This is a genomic window from Caballeronia temeraria (assembly GCF_001544795.2).
GTDB lineage: Bacteria > Pseudomonadota > Gammaproteobacteria > Burkholderiales > Burkholderiaceae > Caballeronia > Caballeronia temeraria.
In genome coordinates this window covers 1-19,773 of sequence record NZ_FCOI02000050.1, presented here as the reverse complement: position 1 = coordinate 19,773, position 19,773 = coordinate 1, and the positions used below count along the sequence as shown (strand labels likewise).

Sequence of the window (19,773 nt, the reverse complement as noted above, 5' to 3'; positions counted from 1 at the left end):
ACTTCTAGAATCTGGTCCTGACTTGTCATAACAAGCGGCGAGACCCGATCATGCAGACCCACGAACTCGAATACGACATCGTCGTCGTTGGCGGCGGCACGGCTGGCCCGATGGCCGCCATCAAGGCGAAACAGCGCGACCCGGCTTTGCGCGTGCTGCTCATCGACAAGGCGCACGTGAAGCGCAGCGGCGCGATCTCGATGGGCATGGACGGCCTGAACAACGCGATCATTCCCGGCCATGCGACGCCCGAGCAGTACACGAAGGAAATCACCGTGGCCAACGACGGCATCGTCAATCAGGCCACGATCTACGCCTATGCGCGTCACAGCTTCACGACGATCGAGGAACTCGATCGCTGGGGCGTGAAGTTCGAGAAGGATCACACCGGCGACTACGCGGTGCGCAAGGTGCATCACATGGGCGCTTATGTCCTTCCGATGCCCGAAGGCCACGACGTGAAGAAGGTCCTCTACCGGCAGTTGAAGCGTGCGCGCGTGGAGATCACGAATCGTGTCGTCGCGACGCGCCTCTTGAACGGCCCGAACGGCGAAATCGCGGGCGTCATGGGGTTCGATTGCCGAACCGCCGACTTCTACGTGATCCGCGCAAAAGCGGTGATTCTCTGCTGCGGCGCGGCCGGACGGCTCGGCCTGCCCGCATCGGGTTATCTGATGGGCACCTACGAAAATCCGACCAACGCCGGCGATGGTTACGCAATGGCGTATCACGCGGGCGCGGAACTCGCGAATCTCGAATGCTTCCAGATCAATCCGCTCATCAAGGACTACAACGGCCCGGCGTGCGCGTATGTGACGGGACCGCTCGGCGGCTATACGGCCAACGGCAAGGGCGAACGGTTCATCGAATGCGATTACTGGAGCGGGCAAATGATGTGGGAGTTCTATCAGGAACTCCAGAGCGGCAACGGCCCGGTGTTTCTCAAACTCGATCATCTTGCCGAAGAAACGATACAGACGATCGAAACGATCCTGCACACCAACGAGCGGCCGAGCCGCGGACGCTTTCATGCGCGGCGCGGCAACGACTATCGCACGCGCATGATCGAGATGCACATCTCCGAGATCGGCTTGTGCAGCGGGCACAGCGCATCGGGCGTATGGGTCGACGAGCACGCGCGCACCTCCGTGCAAGGGCTTTACGCTGCGGGCGACATGGCCGCCGTGCCGCACAACTACATGCTCGGCGCATTCACGTATGGATGGTTCGCCGGCGAAGATGCGGCCTCGCATGTCGCCGGCCGCGCGTTGCCCGCGCTCGATGCCGCGCAAGTCGAATACAAGCTGCGCCGCTTCGTGAACGACTATCTTCAGCCGCCGAAAGTCACGCGGCGCATGGAAATCGGTCTGCAACGCTTCGCGGAGATTCGTGAGGATGTCGAACGAATCGGCGCTGCCGATCCACACGAACTGATGCGCGCCGCCGAAGTCGCCGCGATTCTCGATTGCGCGGAAATGGCCGCGCGCGCATCGCTGTATCGCACGGAGAGCCGCTGGGGTCTGTATCACCATCGCGTCGATTTTCCCGAGCGCAACGATGACGAATGGTTCTGCCATACGCATCTGAAGAAGGATGCAGCGGGACGCATGACGTCGTTCAGGAAACCCGTGGAGCCGTATGTGGTTCCCGTCGACGAGACCGAGCGCGGCGCGTATTCGCGTCTGCGTGTCGCTCGCACGTCGCAGCCCGTGGCTGCATAGGAGAAAGAACATGGCCCTCGTGCCCCGTGAAGCGCGTCTGCGCTCGAGCCTTCCCGTGATGATCGATGAGGACAAGTGCATCGCCGACAAAGGCTGCACGGTCTGCATCGACGTCTGTCCGATGGACCTGCTCGCGATCGATCCCGATACCGGCAAGGCCTTCATGAAGTTCGACGAATGCTGGTACTGCATGCCCTGCGAACGCGATTGCCCGACCAATGCGGTGCATGTCGACATTCCCTATCTTCTTCGATGATCATGGCGCGTAGCAATCCACTTCTCGACACCGCTCTCGCCGCGCGTTTCGCAAACGCCGACGCCACCGTGCGCCGCCTTGCGGTGATCGACGCGGCCGATCTCGAAGACGAAGCATGGCTGCCCTTGCTCGCCGACGCATTGCGTCGCGACACGAATGCCGATGTGCGTCGAACGGCGGCGCAGCGTCTCGGCGCATGGGATACGGACGAGGCCGTCGATGCGCTATGCGCTGCGCTGGTCGATGCCGATATCGGCACACGCGAAGCCGCCGCCGACAGTCTCACCGCGCTGAAAGACCCGATTGCGGGCGAACGCCTGTTGCCGCATCTCGACGATGCCAATGCCGACGCATTCACCCGCGCAGCGCTGCTGCGCGCATTGCGTGAATTGCGCTTGCAGCAAGCAGCCGAACCTGCGCTCGCGGCGTTGTCGGATACATCGGCGAGCGTGAGGCGCGAGGCCATCGGCGTGTTGGGCTGGCTGCGTCATGCGCATGCTTTGCCGCATTTGAAGCAGCTCGCGCGCACAGACGAATCGACGCAAGTGCGTCACGCCGCCGTCGGCGCATTGGGCTTTGCCACGGACGAGAGCGTGCTCGAAACCTTGACGCAAGCGCTCTCGGATGAAGAATGGCGCGTGCGTGAAGAGGCCGCGGCGACGCTCGGCAAGCTGCGTCTCGGCGCGGCGCGCCACGCACTCGAAAGCGCACTCGCCGACGACTACTGGCAAGTCACGCTGCAGGCGGCGCGCGCGCTGGGACGTTTGCGCGATGTCGCCAGCACGCACGCCGTTGCCGAATTGCTGACCTTTCCGATCAGCAACGTGCGCAAGGAAGCCGCGCTTGCGCTCGGCGAACTCGGCGATACGGAAGCGCTCGCCGTGCTCGACGCCGCGCTCGGTGACGGCGATCCCGAAGTGCGGAAGGCCGCGCGCATCGCGATTGCGCAGATCAGCGAGCGGCACGCTTCACATAACGCGCAATGAACGTGCGCGTTTCATCATCGGGAAAGCGCACGGCGACGCGCTCGCCGCTGATCATTTCGACGACGCCTTCGCCATAGCGGCGCACACGCACGCGATCGCCCGGCGTGAACGTGTTCGCCTCGCTATCGGAAAGCGCGTCTTCTTTCGCGCGCCTTTGTTCGCGCATTTCGCGCGGACTTTCGACGACTTCCGGAGGATGCAGGCAGTTGTCGCACATGCCACAATGCCCGCCGTCAAGTTCGTCGTCGGGCGCGCGATAGTCCACGTCGCTCGCGCGCAGCGGCGCGGACGTGCGCGCGTCGTTCATGTCATCGACGAAATAGTCCAGCAGCATGCGCCAGCGGCATTGCGCGCTCTGCGCATAACCGACCATGCGTTCGAGCACCGCACGATCGCGCTCGCTGCGTGCTGCATAGTCTTGCGATGCCTCATCGAGCTTCGCAATGGCGGGTTCGTCGCCGACGAGTTTCATGCCGCCGCGCCGCGTGCGCCGAGTCATGCCGATATCGTTGAGCAGCGCAGCCGCCACGCGCAGCTTGTTCGCACCGATAGCCGGCAACGCTTCGCGCAGGCGCGCGAGCGGCTTTTCCAGGGTGCTGACGCCGTCTTTGCGCGCGAGTTCGCGCACCGTCTCCGCGACACGCGCAATCGTCTCCGCGCTCGGATAGCGCCCGCTCATGAAGAACTGCTGCACCTGCCGGTCCTTCATTTCGAACAAGAGCGTGCAACGCGCGGCCTCGCCATCGCGTCCGGCGCGGCCGGCTTCCTGATAGTACGCATCGAGACTTCCGGGCATCTGCGCATGAATCACGAAGCGAATGTCGGGCTTGTCGATGCCCATGCCGAACGCGTTGGTCGCGACCATCACGCGCGCGCGGTCCGCCATGAACGCGTCCTGCGACGACGACCGCGCGCCCGGCGACAACTTGCCGTGATAGCGCTCGGCTTGCACGCCCGCATCGACGAGTGCTGCATACAGCGCCTCGCATTCCGCCACCGTCGCGCAATAGATGATGCCGCTGCCCGGTTCGTGCGTCGTGATCTCGATCACGCGTCTGCGCCTGTCTACGGGATTCGTGAGCTGCTCGACGCTGAAATGCAGATTGTCGCGAAAGACGCCCGTATGAATGACGTTCGCGTGCCGCATCTGAAGCTCGCGCACGATATCCACGATGACGGCAGACGTCGCCGTTGCGGTCAACGCGAGCACGGGCGGGCGGCCGAGCGTCCTGATCGCGTGAATCAACTCGACATATGCGGGCCGGAAATCGTGGCCCCACTGCGAGATGCAGTGCGCTTCGTCGATCACCGCGAGCGCGATCGGCGGCATGTCCTCTCCGGTGAGTTCGGCAATGAACTCGGCATCGACGAGCCGCTCGGGCGTGACGAACAGCATGCGAATCTCATGCCGCGCGATGGCCTGCATCGCTTCGCGCTGCTCGCTCGCCGATAACGCGCTGTTGAGCACGGCCGTCGCGATGCCCGCCTCGATCAGCTTCGTCGCCTGATCGCGCATGAGCGAAATCAGCGGCGATACGATGACCGTCATGCCGTCGAACTGCAGCGCGGGCAACTGATAGCACAGCGACTTGCCCGCGCCCGTGGGCATCACGGCGAGCGTGTCGTGACCGTCGAGCACGCTGCGAATCACGTCCTCCTGCCCGGGACGCAAGTGCGGAAAGCCGAAGACCTTGCGCAGCGAGGCTTCGAGTTCCCGATCGGGCGCCTTGCGCGATCGCGTGCGGATATCGGCTCTGTCGTTCATTCGATGAAAAGGATGGCTCGCCCGATCGCGACATGCGACCGATGCCTGAACCGTCCGAGCAATCTCCGTTCCTCGCGCCTGGCACGCACGCGCGCGACTCGCGTATCATCGGATGAGCAGTGCCAGGCTGCGCTTCGATCTCCCCGAAAGGAATCCCTAGTCTCCCGGCAGCCGGGCCACCCCGGCGACCCTACCGCCGACGCAAATGACCGACGCCATCGAGCCAGTCAGGCCCACTCTTCTTCTCGCCACGAAGCTCTTGCCGCCTCGTCTGCCGGCCGGTCTGATCGAGCGGCCTCGGCTCGTCGATCTGGCGGCGCAGGCCGACAACAAGCGGCTCGTGGTGATCAAGGCGCCCGCCGGCTTCGGCAAGACGTCGCTCGCGCTCGCGTGGCTCGACCGGCTGCGCAAGAGCGGCGCGCTCGTCGCATGGATGTCCATCGATGCCGACGACGACGAACCCGCGCGCTTCCTCCACCATCTCGCGCAGACGTTGCGGCAGGCGTGCGGCGGCATCGGCGCATCGGCGATCGGCCTCACCGCCGACGCTTCGCTCGTGCCCGCGCAATCGATTGTCGCGACGCTCATCAACGAACTGGTCGAAGTCGAGGACGAGCTGTATCTCTTTCTCGACGACTATCACCTGATCAGCCTGCCTGTCGTGCGCGAAGTCATCACGTACTTCATCGAGCATGCGCCCGCGCACGTGCATGTCGTGATCTGCACGCGCGCCGACGCCGCGCTGCCGCTCGCGCGCTTGCGGGCGCGAAACGAACTGCTGGAAATCGACGCATCGACGCTGCGTTTCAACTTCGACGAAACGCGCTCCTTCGTCGAGCGCGAATGTCCGGGCAAGCTGAACGCCACTTCGCTGCGCGCGCTCTTCGCGAACACCGAAGGCTGGGCCGCCGCGCTGCGCATTTCCGCGTCCGTGCTGGCCCGCGAGGAATATCGCGCGCAGACGGAAGCACCGATGCCGTCCGGCGCGTCGCGGCCGTTCGCCGCGTATATCGAAGAGATGCTGAAGCGCCTGCCGGACGACGTGGTCGAGTTCATGCTGCGCACGTCGATCGTCGAGCAGTTGAACGCGCCGCTGTGCGAGGCGATCACCGGCGTCGCCGATAGTCAACGCATGCTGGAATCCATCGCCGCGCGTCAGCTTTTGCTGGAGCCGATGGACATCGAAGGGCGCTGGTTCCGCTATCACCATCTGATGCGCGACTACCTGCGCCAGCGCGCTCGACACGCAACATCGAAACGAGGTCGCCGATCTGCACTTGCGCGCGTGCCGATGGTACGCGCGAGAGACGCAATGGACCGACGCCGTGAGGCACGCGCTCGCCGCGGGCGCGACCGGCGAAGCGCTCGCGCTGATGAGCCGTTGCGCGATGACGCTCGTGATGAAAGGCGATCTGCTCACGCTGCTCGGCTGGCAACGCGAGTTCCCGGCGGATCTGATGCGTTCGCAGTTGCGGGTCAGGCTGGCGATCGCGTGGGGCATGGCGCTCGCGCTGCGTTTCGACGACGCCCTCGCCAGCGTCGATGCCCTCGAACACGACGCCGCCGATGCCGCCGGCGATACCGAGGCCGAGCATCTGCGCCGCGAATGTCTCGCGATCCGCTCGGTGCTGGCCGCGCTGCTGGACGATCCGCAGCGCGCGCTGGCCATCGCGCAGGCGTGTCTCGCGCGGCCATCGAGCGATGTCTGGACGGTCAACGTCGTCTCCAATGTCGTGCGTTTCGCGCACTGGAAAGCGGGCGATCTCGACGCGCTCTACGCGACGCCCTGGATTCCCTGTTCGATCGAGGACGATCAGCGCAATGTCGTCACGCCGGTTTATCGGCTCTGCCTGCTCGGTCACACGGAAATGCAGCAGTTGCACTTCGCGCTCGCCGAGCAGTACTTCACGGAGTCGATACATCTCGCCGAGCGCTATTCCGGCCCGCAGTCGATTTCCGCTGCACTGTGCGCGCCGATGATCGCGCAGTTGCGCTATGAGCAAGGACGTCTCGACGAAGCCGAAGCCTTGCTGCTCGACCTGATGCCCGTCGTCGATCTGGCGGCGATGCTCGACAGCGTGCTGGTCGCGTATCGCGTGCTGATCCGCATCGCCGTCGCGCGGTCGAACGCGGCGCACGCCTACGCGCTGCTCGACCGGGCGCAGTTGCTCGGGCACAAGCGCGGCTGGCGCCGTCTCGTTGCGGGGACGCTCATCGAACGCACGCGGCTGCATCTGCGGGAAGGCAGGATGACCGAAGCGTCCGCCTGCGTCGCGCAACTCGATGCGCTCGCCGCCCGCGGCGCGGATTCGGCGCCGCCCGTGTCGGCGGAGATCGACAACTTTCGCGCGGCAGCGGCGGCCAGCGTGGCGATGAATCAGGATCGCACGGGCCAGGCCGTCGAACTGTTGAACGCCGCGCGGCAAAGCGCGGAGAGCCGCCACAACCACTATCTCGGCTTGCGCTTGCGCACCACGCTCGCGCTGGCGTGGATGAGCGCAGGCAAGCGCGATGAAGCCGTCGACGTCATGCGCGACGTGCTGAAGCTCGCCGGTCCCGCCGGGCTGCATCAGTCGATCATCGATCAGGGCGCGCAGATCGGTCCGCTCTTGCAGGCCGTTCGCGACGATACGCGCGACACGGCGCAAACGAGAGACGTGCTCAGTTTCATGGACCGTCTTCTGGAAGGCTGGCGCGCGCAGTATCAGCCCGGGAGCAAAGCGCGCCGCGACACCGAACGCGAATCGCTGAGCGCGCGCGAACGCAATATCGTCGAGCTGATCGCGCAGGGGCTGTCCAACAAGGAGATTGCACGCGACCTCGGCATTGCGCCCGAGACGGTCAAGTCGCACGTCAAAAGCATCTTCGTGAAGCTCGCCGTCGACAAGCGCGCGCACGCCGTCGCGCGCGCGCAGGCGCTGGGCCTCGTGCATAACGGCTAGCGCGCGTTCCCACGCAGAAACGCGCGCACGACCGGTCCAACTTCCTTCGCGCGCGTGATCAGAAAGAGATGGCCGTCGTCGATCACGTAAAGCTCCGACTGGCGGATGGTCGCCGCCAGCATCTTCGCGTTGGACAAGGGCACGATGGGATCGTCGTCGCCGTGCATGACGAGCGTCGACTGCGGCAGCGTCCAGAGCCACGGCAGGCTCGTCCAGCCCCAGGCGGCCATCAGCTGATAGAGATAGCCGCGCCCGCCCGGCGCCTGCATGTGGCGGCTATGCTCCCTGAGCAGTTCGGGATCGCGTCGGTACGCGCCGCCGTAGATTTCCGGCCCGACACGCTCGAGATAGGCCGGATCGGTATAGCGGCGCGGGCCGATCAGCTTCGACAGCACTGAGAGACTGGCCGGCACCATGATCACGCCCGGCGATGTCGACGCGAGAATCAGCCTGCGGCAGCGCCGCGAATCATGCCGCGCGAACTGCTGCGCGAGCGCGCCGCCCCACGATACGCCGAGCACATCGACCGGACCGTCATGTCCGAGCCGTTGCAGAAGCTTGCCGGTCAGCGCGGCGAGCGTGGAGAACCGGTACGGCGCGAGCGGCACGGGCGAACCGCCGACGCCCGGAATATCGAAGATGATGACGCCGATATCGCCCAGCGCTTCGACGAACGGCTCGACCAGCTCCAGATTCGCGCCGATGCCGTTGAAGATCAAAAGCGGCGGCGATGCATCGTTGCCGTGCCGCACGCCGACGCGCAAGAGTTGGCCGTCGATATCGACGGTCTGAATGTCCATGATGCCGACGGACGCGGATTCGTTATTCATTGCTTTCATCCGGATCGGGCAATACGCGTCACTTGCGCGGCTGCAGCAGCGCCCTGATCTCTTCGACATTCTCGACGACGCGCTTCGAAATCACCGTCGCGGTGTCGGCCGGCACCCGATACGCCGCGCCCGCGAGTTCGCGCATGTCCGACATCGCCGCGCGAAATGCCTGTTGCATCGCTTCGCCCGCGGCCGGTTTGCTTTCCTCCGCGGCTTGCTTGCCGAAGAGCGCGTGCACGCGCGTCATCGTGCCGCTCAGGATGTCCATCTGCTTCTGACCAAGTGACTGAATGCCGGTCAGCGCGATCGTGCTGGCGTTCGCGAGCGCTTCGACATCCTTGCGGCGCGACTCGAAAACAGCGTTCGCGTCGAAGGCGGGCAGCTTGAATTGTTTGATGAGCTTGCTGTATTCGCCGAGAAGACTGCTTTGATTCGTCGATTCCATGATGAGTTTTCCGTGTGATGAAAGTCGAGCCGATGCCGCCGGCATTGCGAAATCAGTTCTGCATGACATAGGTGCCCGGCGCGTTCGCGATGGGCTTGTGCCGCTTGTTGCCGAGCGCCGCACGCGCCGCGCGACGATCGCCCGAGCGCGCGGCGAGCCATTCGCGCCAGTCGCTCCACCACGATTCCTTCTCGGCCTGCGCGCCGTCGAGCCACGCATCGGCGTTCGCGGGCAGTTCGGGGTTGAGATAGAACTTCGATTTCGGATTGCCCGGCGGATTGATGAGGCTCTGGATGTGACCGCTCGAACTCAACACGAAGCGCGTGTTGCCGCCGAAGAGACGCGCCGTGTTGTACACGCCCTTCCACGGCGTGATGTGATCCGTGATGCCCGCGACCACGTATTTGTCGCAGGTAACGTCGTTCAGATCGATGGCCGTGCCCAGCACGTTCAGCGCGCGCGGCTTCGTGAAGAGGTTCTCCGTGAAGATATCGAGCAACTGGCCGTGCATCTTCGCGGGCAGACGCGTGGTGTCGTTGTTCCAGTAGAGGATGTCGAATGCGGGCGGCGTGTTGCCCATCAGATAGTTGTTGACCCAGTAGTTCCAGACGAGATCGTTGGGTCGCATCCACGCGAACACGCGGCCCATTTCCTCGCCGGCCAGCACGCCGCGCGACGTGCTCGCGTGCTTGGCCGCCGCGACGGCCTCGGGCGTCGCGAACAGGCCGAGCTGCGAGTCCGCCGTGTTGTCGAGCACGGCGACCATCAAGGTCGCGGCATGGACGGATGTATCGCCACGGCTCGCCAGATGGCCGAGCAACGCCGAGATGGTCATCGCGCCGGAGCATGCGCCGTGCAGATTGACATCGTCGCTGCCGGTGATGTCGCGGATCGCCGCGATCGCTTCGAGCAGCGCCGCGACGTAGGTATCGAGATTCCAGCCGGCATGCTCCGCCGTGGGATTGCGCCAGCTCACGACGAACACCTGAAACTCGCTCTTCAGCAGATAGTCGACGATGCTCTTGCCCGGCGACAGATCGAACACGTAGAACTTGTTGATCTGCGGCGGCACGATGAGCTGCGGCCGGCTGTGGACATGCGTCGTCGCGCTCGCATACTGGATCAGCTCCAGCACTTCATTGCGAAACACGACCGCGCCCTTCGACGTAGCCAGATTCTTGCCGACTTCGAACGCGGTCTTGTCGACCTGAGCGGGCATGCCCTGATTCTTCAGCATGTCCGTCACCGCGTTCTTCAATCCGCCGATCAGACTCGCGCCGCCCGAATCGACGACCTTCTTGATCGCGGCCGGATTGCCGAGCAGCGTGTTAGTCGGCGACATCGCATCGGTGACGAGCGACAGCACGAACTGCGCGCGCTCCTTGCTCTTCGGTTCGAGCGCGGAACGGTCGACGAAACCGGACAGCGCATCGCGCCATGCGAGATAACCCTGCATCGTCATGCGATACATCGAGTTGTCGCGCCATGCGGCATCGGTGAAACGCTTGTCGCCCTGCGGCGGCGTGCTCGAAGCATTGCCGCTCAGTACGCCGATCAGATCGCGGACGAGCGTCGATTGCTGCTCGACGATCAGCGCGGGCTGCCGCCACGCCTGCGTGCCGATCTGCTGTGCTGCCGCGAGTACATCGCACGGTCTCAGTCCGACGAACGGATTCGGGCCCGGCATGCTTTCCGTCGCGGACGCCGCGAGCGCTTCGGCTTGCTGGTTTCGCGACAGGTTTTCAGTGCTTACCGCCATCTTGCTGCTCCTGACTCAATCTCTCAGATTCTTTATTCGATTCACGCGACGAGCATCGCGAGTGTCTCCGCGATGAGCGCGGGCTTGTCTTCGCCTTCTATCTGCAACTCGTTCATCGTCTTGATGATGACGCGGCCGCCGCTCTTTCTTTCCACGGACAACAACGTCACGCGATTGCGCACGCGCGCGCCGGCTTTCACGGGCGTCATGAAGCGCACCTTGTCGAGCCCGTAATTGAGGCCGGCGGAAGCGTCGTCGGGAATGATGCCGATCTCCATCGCGAGCGGCGCGAGCAGCGACAGCGTCAGATAACCGTGCGCGATGGTTCCGCCGAACGGACTCTCGCGTCGCGCGCGCTCGACATCGACGTGAATCCATTGCGTGTCGCCGGTGCATTGCGCGAAAGCATCGATGCGCTTCTGATCGACGATCGTCCAGTCCGATACACCCAGCTCGCGGCCCACGAAGTCCTCGATCGACGCGATGCTGTATTCCTTGATGCCCGACATAGCCTGCTCCTTCGATCAGACGAACTGCGCACGCAGCCACTTCTTGTTGATCTTGCCGACGCTCGTCTTCTCCAATCCGTCGACGAATCTGACGACTTGCGGCACCGCGTACTTCGAGATGCGTCCGGATGCGCTGAACGTCAGCACATGCCGCTTGATCTCGTCCTCGGTGATGACCGCGTCCTCGTGCGTGACCACGAGCGCGACGGGCCGCTCGCCCCATTTCTCGTCGCTGATGCCGATCACCGCGACTTCCGCGACACCCGGATGCATCGATATCAGACTCTCGACTTCGAGCGACGAAATCCATTCGCCGCCCGACTTGATCACGTCCTTCATGCGGTCGGTGATCTGCAGACTTCCGTTTTCGTCGATGCTCGCGATGTCCTGCGTGTGCAGATAGCCGCCGCTCCAGAGTTGCTCGGAGGCTTCCGGGTTCTTGAGATAACCTTGCGTGAGCCAGGGCGCGCGTGCGACCACTTCGCCGTTCGCGCGGCCATCGTGAGGGACGTCCTGCATGTTCGCGTCAACGATGCGCACATCGGCGAGCGGGACCGGCGAACCGGTGCGGCAACGCAGACGCACTTGCTCGTCGATGTCGAGCGCTTCATCGCCGGGCTTCAGTTGCGCGAGGCTCAGCACCGGACACGTCTCCGACATGCCGTAACCCGTGAACACGTCGATGCCGCGATCGAGCGCGGCGCGCGCGAGTCCACGCGTCAGCGCGCCGCCGCCGATGACCACCTTCCACTTGCTGAAATCGGCCGATTTTGCTTCATTGCAGGTGAGCAGCATGTGCAGGATGGTGCCGACGCAATGCGAGAACGTGACGCCTTCGTCGCGCAGAAGCTGCACCAGCCGGTCCGGCATATAGCGGCCCGGATAAACCTGCTTCACACCCAGCACCGTCGCGATGTAGGGCATGCCCCATGCGTGAACGTGGAACATCGGCGTGAGCGGCATGTAGACGTCGCCGCGATGGAAGCGCTGACCCGAGGCGGGGCTCGCCAGCGCCGCCATCACCGTGATCGTGTGCAGCACCAGTTGACGGTGCGTGAAGTAGACGCCCTTCGGCAGGCCCGTCGTGCCGGTCGTATAGAAGGTCGTGGCGCGCGTGTTTTCGTCGAAGTCCGGGAAGTCGTAATGATCGTGCGCGGCGGCGAGCATCGCTTCGTATTCCGTTTCGAATGCAATGCTGTGCGCGCAGACTTCGCTGTCCGGCTCGTCGATCCAGATGAACGTGCGCACGGTTTCGAGCTGATCCTTGATGGCCTCCAGCACCGGCAGAAAATCCGTATGAACGATGAGCACGTCCGCGCCCGAGTGATTGATCGTGTAGGCGATCTCCGCCTGCGACAGACGCACGTTTACCGTCTGAAGAATGGCGCCCATCATCGGAACCGCGAAATAGCATTCGAGATAGCGATGACTATCCCAGTCCATCACGGCGACGGTGCTGCCGTGGCACACGCCGATGCCGCTCAGGCCGTTCGCGAGCCGCGCGATGCGCTCGCGCAGGGTCGAGTAGGTCATCCGCAGTCGACCGCGGTAAACGATTTCCTGATTGGGTGCCTGAACGAATGTCGTGTGCAGCAATTGCTTGATCAGCAATGGATAGGCGTAGGCCGACGGCGCGGCGGCCTGTACGTCGTCCCGCATGGGTGTCTCCCTGGGTCTCGAACCGAAAGGTGGCGCGACTCGCGTCTTCGCTGCGATGTCGTTCCGTTGAGTCAATGATCGAAGGGAAAGCGATTCGAAACCATCCCCTGAACGGGGGAGCGCGATTCGATCTGGATCAGCAGGCGTGGAAGTGGCCCGTGAAGTCGGCGTTCACCGGATGACGCCGGCCGGCCACTTGACCGTCGTGCCGACACCCACGCTGCTTTTCCACGCCGCACTGCTCTGCGACAGAAAGCTCACCCAGTTGAAGGTCGTGCCCGAACTCTCGTTCCGATGCACGACGACGATCTTGAGATTCGGCAACGCGAGGCGATGAATCGCCCCGCACTCGACGTTGCGTCGAGTGCGTTCGTCTCGTAGCTCATTGCGGGCGTCAATGCCTGTCTTCGTTGCAACTATTGCATCAGTCGCAACCGCCGGTCGAGCGTCACACCTTCAGACGCGACACCTTCGTGCCCGACAGCGACACATCGCCCATCAGACCGGCATTGGTCAGGACGATCGCTTCGACGGGCGCGGTGGCCGTCGTCGTATCGATCTCTCCGTTTGCGCCCACCTTCAACAGCGCAACCGATCCTTCTCCACCGACCGACCAGCCTTTGGAATTGCGAAAATCGTCGAGCGCATGTTGCGTCATGAACAGAAAAATCATGGCCTTCGATTGCGCGCCGGCCTGCAGTCCGAACGATCCCGAGACCGTGCTGTAATACCCGACCGATTTTCCGCCGACATGCAATGCGCCTTCGCCGTACTCGCCGCCGGCAATGAAACCGACCTTGATCACGGACGGGAACACGAGCACGCCGTTCGCCTTCGCGACGAGTTCCTTCGAACCCTTGACTGACGCGTATAGCCGGGACAGGGTGGCGTTGACCTTGGCATCGATTCCCTGGCGCTTCGAGGCGCTGGACTCGGCGGCAGCGGCGTCGCGCATCGTGTTGGCCGACGTCGCGAGCGTCAGACCCGCAACCGAGAACAGGGCAGCGCCCGTCTTCAAGAACCTTCTCCTGCGCATGATTGCCTCCATGGTGGTTCACGACTTCCGTTGTGAGAGACTCACGGTTGCACGTCACTCCGCCGCGTGTGCTCCGCCAGATCCTCCTCGACGAAGCGCAAGATGGCCTCGACGAGCGCCTCGCGGGGATACGCGTTCTGCGTGACGAACAGCGCCCCGATTGCCGGATGCGTCCGGGCAACCGGCACCGCCAGCGCCCAGTGATCCGCATTCACGTAGGCGAGCAGCGTACTGCCGGGCACAACCTGATCGTAGAAAATGACCTGGCTGTCGTTTCGCGAATCGACACGCGAGAGCTTGTCGTAGCTCGATTCGAGAATAGACGAGATCCGGTCCGGTTGCGGGAACGTCACGATCGAGTAATACCGCAATTCATCCGAAAGCGCATGCTGCGCGAGCCATGTTTTGCGTGTCGTGGGTCTGAGGCTTTCCACGCCGCCGCCATCGCCCGGCGTGCAGGTCGCGCCCGGAAAGAATCGCAGCAGATCGGCCTGATACTGCTCGGCGTCGTTGGCAAGCGGCGAACCGCCAATCGCGCCGGCGGCACTGACCACCGCCGCCACGCGGCTGCGGATCTCCGGATAGGCATCCAGCGCTTCCAGCATGTCCGGCGCACCTTTCGAGTAGCCGATCAGCACGATCCGCGGTGTGCCATCCGGCGCGGGCATGGCCATGATCGCGTCGCGAATCTGGCGTGCGTTGTGCGCGGAACTCGACAGCGCATCGACGTCGATCAACGTGGCATCGAAGCCGAACTGGCGCAGATGCGTTACGACGGTATCGGGCGGATTGAGCCACGGCTTGAAGCAGTCATAGCCGATGCCCGGCACGACTGCCGCGATGAGACGCCGCCGCGACTGGCCCAGTTCGACGGGCCTGCCCGTGCCGGCCGTCTCGATGCCCACGCGGGTCAGCGCGTCCTCGCAAGGCCGGTAGTCGGGCAGCGCCGGACCGCGCGCCGCAAGCACCGCGCAATAGATCTCGCGGAAGCGCCCTCGCCCGTCGGCTATCCCGCTCCGGGACGCGGGCACAAGGATCATTGGCGGTGTATCGGCCGAGTAGGGAATGAGCGGCTTCGTCGCGCATGCGCCGAGCAGCAGACTCGCGGTTATCGTCGCCAGTGCGAGGCAGGCGGCAACCCGCCGTTTCGATGTGACGAGCGACACTGTCAGGTTCAGGTCACGGATGTGCATCGCCGGTGGCTCCAGGCTGACGGGTATCCGGCGCTTCGAGATACGGCACCCAGTCGAGGAACTCCACGTCCGACAAACTGCGCGGCCGCGTCGCGAAGAACACGACGGCGCGCAATCCGTCCGTGTAGTAAGTCGCGCCATCGAGCGTTGTCCGGGCCTGGGACGGCGATGCCGCGCCGACGCCATTCACGAACCCGAGTTTGTCGAGACCGTTCGAATACATGAGGTCCTGAATCAGTAAGTTGCGGGCCTCGTCGACATTCTCGTGCAGGACGCGCTCCCTTTCGGCACCTGACGCGAAACGCCCGCCGGCAGGACGGCCGACCTGCCCGACGTAGACCAGTTGCCCCTGAAAGCGGATCGGGGCGAGCCATCCCCGGATCCATGTCGCAGGCGCGCCGGCCTGCGCCTGCTTGCGCATGACGAAGTCCGGTTCGCGCCCGAAGAGCCGCTGCGCGCCGTCGGACGCGCGCGCATCACGCCGATAGTCGCGCCGCACCAGCGCCGCCCCGATGTCGGTCAGCTGGCCGATGCCGACGGCATTCAGCGGGTCGGCCTGAACCGCGCCGCTCGCGTCCGTGGCACAGCACGGCAATCGTTCGAGCGCGGCCCGCAGCGATGCGAGGTCCGTGTAGTCCGTGACGGCGGCTTCGGGAAACGGAAAAGGGATCTGCGCGAGACGCGGATCGATCGTGCCGCCGGGCACGCGCACAAAGAGCGAGAAGGGGATCAGCACCTTGCTTCCGAACAGATCGAGATTGACGAGCTTGATACCCTGATCGGGATTGGTGAACAGGATGCCCGACCGGGCCTCGCCCGGCGGAATCGGATTGCTGAATGCGAGATTGTTGAAATAGTCGTCCATGTGCGTATTCGTTGCACCGCCAAAGAGCTTGTGCATGGGCCATGCAACTTCGTGAGGCGAGAAGTAGTCCGGGTCGGTGCCCGTGCGCAACAACCACAGGGCCTGCGACGTTTGGTTCTCCACCTCGACCCATAGCGGCTGGACGCCCGTGCTGTTGATGTCCGCGCCATACATCCGCTTGCTGTCTTCACTGTCGAGCACGGTGGCACTCACGCGCACGCCGCGACTCGTGGCGCTGACTTCACGCTGCCGCAGCGGCTCATCGTCGACGTCGGGCGGCGCGTGCCATGTCGCACAACCGGCGAGCGCGAGCGCGCAGCACATTCGGCCCGCGCGTCGCAGAGCGTGATTCCGGGCCGGCGCCACGCTCATGGCCCTGTTCCGGGCGTCGCGTGCATCACTTTGTACGGCGTGATCCACGGAAACACCTCGATGTCCGATAGCGATCTCGGTGTTCGGTCGAAGACCAGCACGAGACGGTAGCCATCGGTGTAATACGGATCGGTCGTCAGGTTCTTGCGCGGCGCGCCTTCCTGTGCGGGACCCACTCCCGTCAGCAGCCCCATCTTTGCGAGATTCTGCGAATACGCCATGTCTTCGGTGAGCGCCATGCGCGCCTCATCCACGTCCGGGTCGATCTTGTGTGTCGTGAACGTCGACGAATGCCAGGTCAGACGGATGCCGATATCCCGGCTGATCTGGCCCATCCAGACGGGCTTGCCGTGGTAACGCATGTCGCTCAGCCAGAGCCGCATGTGATTGCGCTGATGGATGTCGTCGCGCGCCTTTTGCAACGCGATATCCTGCGCGCGTCCGAAGAGGTAGAGGTCGCTCACCGGCGCGTTGACATACGGTTCGCCGGACAGCGCGGCGCCGATCATCCGCCTGATTGCGCCCGACCACCTTTCTTCCGTGAGGCTCCAGCCTCGTCGGAGGAGCGCGGGAAAAGCGTCGTCGAGGCTGCCGACGATCACGAGATTCAGCGGGTCGCCATGCTTGGAGCCGTCCTCGCTTGTCGCGCAGCACGGCAGCGCTTCGAGCGCCGCGCGGAAGCTCGCGTCGTCCGTGTAGTTCACGGTCGGCTCTTGCGGATCGGCGGCACGTTTGAATACCTGACTCCGCTTGTAGTCGGCTTCGAATCCGGGTACGCCCACGAAAATGGAAAATGTGCGGGCTCGCCCTTTCGCGACGAGATCCACCTGCACCAGCTTCGCACCTTCGTTGATGTGGGTCAGCACGAACCCGGAGACCGTCTCCCCCGGTCTGACGGGGTTATGAAAGGCGAGACCACGGAAGCGGCGATCCATGTCGGCCCGCTCGTCGCGTGACGCCGTGCCGGCAAACGCATCGGCCGCTTCGGATGCGGGGAAGAAGGACGGATCCACGCCGGGCGACAGCAGGAAATAGCTGCGATCCTCGAGATTGCGGACCTTGATCCAGACCGGCTGAATCGCCTTGGCGGCAAGGGGAACGCCGTAGACCGCCGCACTTTCGTCGGACGACAGCACGGCCGTCGATACGTCGATGCCGCCCTCGGTGCGCGTTACGGCGCGATTTCGATATGCAGGTACTTTAACGTCCGACGGGACCGCAGTGCAACCCGCCAGTTCGCAACCGACCAGGATGACAGCCAGCATCTTCGACACGATGCGGTTCATCGAAAATCCCTCTAAGCGGACTTTCGCGGCGCGAGCCGGGAAATGCGCGAAGTGTGCTATCCCAGTTTAGTTGATGTGGGGGCGCATCAGCCGGGTTTCGGCGTGCGTGATGCCGGTTCAATGGGCGGAGCCGGGGATGAGGTCATTGGTTCTGCGTATCATTCCGGTCGGACGCGCAGAGCAGACTCACATTCGCTGGGAAGAAGACAGAAAAAGCGCGGAGAAAGGGCGGAAGGCAGCCGGAGTCGAACCGACCTGGGAATGTCTGACATCCCCAACCGGGTTTGAAGCCCGCACAATTTCTTAGTCAAAGCATGACGTTAGCTTACTTTCTATTCCGCAAACGATCGATTTTCGGTTGGCTGAGGGGCCCGCCCTGCTTGATTGTGGATTTTTTTGCGGAACGGTTTTCGGGCCTTTTGACGTCGCACCGGCGCTCAGCATAGATCATTCGCCTTTGCTCAGCCGTGTGCCGGGCTTTTCCATTGCGACTTGTGCGATGCAAGAAATCTGATTCGAGGCCTTTGCGTCTGCGAAGTGATCGATGGCGAGCAGTGCGCTCTCAATGCATACGATCTTTGCCCGGACAATGATTATCTCGAACCTTTTGACGCGCACACCGGCGAAGCAAGCCAAATGAATCGTAGACGTCCAGCAGTGTTTGGATTGACAGTACAGTAACCCTGTGGTCACGGTGGACCTCCCCTTCAAAGAGTCTTTCATGCGCCGCATCGATGAGCCCTCGACAACGTAAAATCTTTCGATTGAGTCGGGCTAATTCAGTGAGATGATTTGTCCGTTCCACAGCGCGCTCCCGAAGTCTCTAATCAGCATAGGCGATGTTTTGGATGACGCTGGCGTTTTGGGTGACACCAGACGTCATTTGGGCCGCCGACGAAGGCACGCACAGCGCGGTCGCCTTAAATCGGCTTCGCCCAGTCGCCCGGCGACGACATATTCCACCGCGGCAGTGTCACCGGAACCCACGCTGCGACCATCTTGCCGACGGGTGTCCTGAGCGCCACTAGCTGGTCGAACCAGGCATTGAAATGCAGCATTTCACTGCCAAGATTGAATTTCGCCACTCATCGCCCACAATGACATCGAGCGTTTGCATGGCGCTCGGATTCATCCAAAGCCATTTGCCCGGCGTTTGACGCCGGGTCTTTCTATTTGGAAGAGCAGTTCTTCGCAATGGCAAGATCATGCGCGAGGATATACCCTGGGGCGCTAAGGTACTTTTGCATCAGCCAGCCTGCGGCACTTCAACCCAGTCCCTCTTCGCTCGCTTCAAATCAGACAGCATCTCGAGCGCGCGGCCCTCGTCACTGGTCAAATCAGCGAGAAAAAATTCGTTGTGCTGTTTGATCCATTGAAGCGGCATATCCCACCACGCCAATTCCACGAGGCGCTCTCGTATCTTCTCGGGAAAACGGAACTTTACGAGACGCGCGGGAGAGCCCACATAGATGCCATACGGCTCACTTCGGAAGTTGGGAGGTATGACGGTTCGCGCGCCGATTACGCATCCACTTTCCACAATGCTGCCCCCAAGGAAAAGCGCTTCGTCGCCAATCCATACGTCATTGTGGATTATTGTGTCCGCATACTGCGGCGGCGCAACGTTGCGCAAGCCGTTTCCGTACACACTGAACATGGCGGTCGAGATCGTCCTCATCTCGTGCTGCCCGTTAAGAAGAAAGCGCAGTCTAAGGCCACCTGCGACGAACTTCCCGATATTGAGGCTTTGCTCGTCGGCGTCATACTTGGCGATCGAGCCGACTCCCAAGCCCGACGCTCTGCCAATGCGAAAAGTACCAACGGTCGCCTCTTCGTCGAGCCAATTCTTAAAAAAATTATTGGGAATTAACGAAAACGCTCCGTCGCGGTACGCCAGAGCAATGAAGTGTTTTGCCCACGGATGATCGGGCGAGATCCCGATACAGTCATCTGATGTCGTTACGTTCATGCTTATAAGTGTTTGTGTTCCGCCATTCTCAGCCATTTGAAGGACCGCCAGTCCGCCGACCTTAGCCCAATTCATATTGCATAATAAAGGAGGGAATTCGCTAGGCGGCCTCAAATCTGACGTGCAACACCTGTTTCGTATAAGGTGTTGCGATGCACGAAAGAACTCAGTATCAACAGC

The 19,773-nt window shown here is 63.0% G+C and carries 19 protein-coding genes and 1 pseudogene; 5 read left to right on the top strand and 15 right to left on the bottom strand.

Features of this window, described 5'->3' with window-relative positions; genetic code table 11:
* Positions 1-50 precede the first annotated feature (50 nt).
* The 3 genes from AWB76_RS36200 to AWB76_RS36190 are packed head-to-tail and all read left to right on the top strand — an operon-like array spanning position 51 to position 2,963.
* Positions 51-1,721: a fumarate reductase/succinate dehydrogenase flavoprotein subunit gene (locus tag AWB76_RS36200; RefSeq protein WP_061164889.1), complete on the top strand. Its 1,671-nt coding sequence runs from the start codon at positions 51-53 to the stop codon at positions 1,719-1,721.
* A 10-nt stretch (positions 1,722-1,731) separates the two neighbouring features.
* The gene (locus AWB76_RS36195; RefSeq protein ID WP_061148611.1) at positions 1,732-1,977 is read left to right on the top strand and encodes a 4Fe-4S dicluster domain-containing protein; all 246 of its coding nucleotides are present in this window, start codon (positions 1,732-1,734) and stop codon (positions 1,975-1,977) included.
* Positions 1,978-1,979: 2 nt separating this feature from the next.
* Entirely contained in the window at positions 1,980-2,963 is a 984-nt protein-coding gene (locus tag AWB76_RS36190; RefSeq protein ID WP_061164888.1) for a HEAT repeat domain-containing protein, read from the top strand.
* Here AWB76_RS36190 and AWB76_RS36185 read toward each other — a convergent pair.
* The 3 genes from AWB76_RS36185 to AWB76_RS42525 form a co-directional block, all read right to left on the bottom strand.
* Positions 2,929-4,728, bottom strand: coding sequence for a RecQ family ATP-dependent DNA helicase (locus AWB76_RS36185; protein WP_061164887.1), 1,800 nt, complete (start codon positions 4,726-4,728; stop codon positions 2,929-2,931). The genes AWB76_RS36190 and AWB76_RS36185 overlap by 35 nt on opposite strands.
* A gap of 190 nt (positions 4,729-4,918) precedes the next feature.
* On the bottom strand, positions 4,919-5,422 hold the full coding sequence (locus AWB76_RS42530) for a hypothetical protein (protein ID WP_244173639.1): 504 nt from the start codon (positions 5,420-5,422) through the stop codon (positions 4,919-4,921).
* Positions 5,368-5,838: a hypothetical protein gene (locus AWB76_RS42525; RefSeq protein WP_244173638.1), complete on the bottom strand. Its 471-nt coding sequence runs from the start codon at positions 5,836-5,838 to the stop codon at positions 5,368-5,370. The genes AWB76_RS42530 and AWB76_RS42525 overlap by 55 nt, the downstream gene beginning before the upstream one ends.
* On the opposite strand from AWB76_RS42525, the pseudogene AWB76_RS43330 reads away from it, so the two are divergent.
* Positions 5,783-5,923, top strand: a pseudogene (locus AWB76_RS43330) (winged helix-turn-helix domain-containing protein); the annotation flags it as partial. The gene AWB76_RS42525 and the pseudogene AWB76_RS43330 overlap by 56 nt on opposite strands.
* Before the next feature lie 130 nt (positions 5,924-6,053).
* Positions 6,054-7,670, top strand: coding sequence for a LuxR C-terminal-related transcriptional regulator (locus AWB76_RS42520; RefSeq protein ID WP_244173636.1), 1,617 nt, complete (start codon positions 6,054-6,056; stop codon positions 7,668-7,670).
* On the opposite strand, the gene phaZ is transcribed toward AWB76_RS42520, so the two are convergent.
* The 12 genes from phaZ to AWB76_RS36125 form a co-directional block, all read right to left on the bottom strand.
* On the bottom strand, positions 7,667-8,500 hold the full coding sequence (phaZ, locus tag AWB76_RS36175) for a poly(3-hydroxyalkanoate) depolymerase (RefSeq protein WP_061164886.1): 834 nt from the start codon (positions 8,498-8,500) through the stop codon (positions 7,667-7,669). The two genes, AWB76_RS42520 and phaZ, sit on opposite strands and share 4 nt — an antisense overlap.
* A gap of 28 nt (positions 8,501-8,528) precedes the next feature.
* A complete protein-coding gene (locus tag AWB76_RS36170; RefSeq protein ID WP_061164885.1) occupies positions 8,529-8,945 on the bottom strand; it encodes a phasin family protein in 417 nt (138 codons plus the stop codon).
* Between the two features lie 52 nt (positions 8,946-8,997).
* Positions 8,998-10,704 carry an alpha/beta fold hydrolase gene (locus tag AWB76_RS36165; protein ID WP_061164884.1) on the bottom strand — a complete coding sequence of 569 codons (1,707 nt, stop codon included), beginning with the start codon at positions 10,702-10,704 and terminating at the stop codon, positions 8,998-9,000.
* Between the two features lie 41 nt (positions 10,705-10,745).
* Positions 10,746-11,213: a MaoC family dehydratase gene (locus tag AWB76_RS36160; protein ID WP_061164883.1), complete on the bottom strand. Its 468-nt coding sequence runs from the start codon at positions 11,211-11,213 to the stop codon at positions 10,746-10,748.
* Positions 11,214-11,228: 15 nt separating this feature from the next.
* Positions 11,229-12,872, bottom strand: a complete 1,644-nt coding sequence (locus AWB76_RS36155) for a fatty acid--CoA ligase (protein WP_061164882.1) — start codon at positions 12,870-12,872, stop codon at positions 11,229-11,231.
* A gap of 171 nt (positions 12,873-13,043) precedes the next feature.
* A complete protein-coding gene (locus tag AWB76_RS39845; protein ID WP_208606656.1) occupies positions 13,044-13,196 on the bottom strand; it encodes a hypothetical protein in 153 nt (50 codons plus the stop codon).
* Between the two features lie 124 nt (positions 13,197-13,320).
* The gene (locus AWB76_RS36150) at positions 13,321-13,908 is read right to left on the bottom strand and encodes a BPSL1445 family SYLF domain-containing lipoprotein (protein ID WP_061164903.1); all 588 of its coding nucleotides are present in this window, start codon (positions 13,906-13,908) and stop codon (positions 13,321-13,323) included.
* 41 nt (positions 13,909-13,949) lie between these two features.
* Entirely contained in the window at positions 13,950-15,101 is a 1,152-nt protein-coding gene (locus tag AWB76_RS36145; protein WP_061164881.1) for a lipase family protein, read from the bottom strand.
* A complete protein-coding gene (locus tag AWB76_RS36140; protein WP_061164880.1) occupies positions 15,088-16,338 on the bottom strand; it encodes an LssY C-terminal domain-containing protein in 1,251 nt (416 codons plus the stop codon). Before AWB76_RS36140 ends, AWB76_RS36145 begins: the two co-directional genes overlap by 14 nt.
* On the bottom strand, positions 16,335-17,624 hold the full coding sequence (locus AWB76_RS36135) for an LssY C-terminal domain-containing protein (RefSeq protein ID WP_061164879.1): 1,290 nt from the start codon (positions 17,622-17,624) through the stop codon (positions 16,335-16,337). The genes AWB76_RS36140 and AWB76_RS36135 overlap by 4 nt, the downstream gene beginning before the upstream one ends.
* Before the next feature lie 920 nt (positions 17,625-18,544).
* Positions 18,545-18,709 carry a hypothetical protein gene (locus AWB76_RS41325; protein ID WP_157696298.1) on the bottom strand — a complete coding sequence of 55 codons (165 nt, stop codon included), beginning with the start codon at positions 18,707-18,709 and terminating at the stop codon, positions 18,545-18,547.
* 161 nt (positions 18,710-18,870) lie between these two features.
* Positions 18,871-19,593 carry an LbetaH domain-containing protein gene (locus AWB76_RS36125; RefSeq protein WP_061164902.1) on the bottom strand — a complete coding sequence of 241 codons (723 nt, stop codon included), beginning with the start codon at positions 19,591-19,593 and terminating at the stop codon, positions 18,871-18,873.
* Between the last annotated feature and the right edge of the window lie 180 nt (positions 19,594-19,773).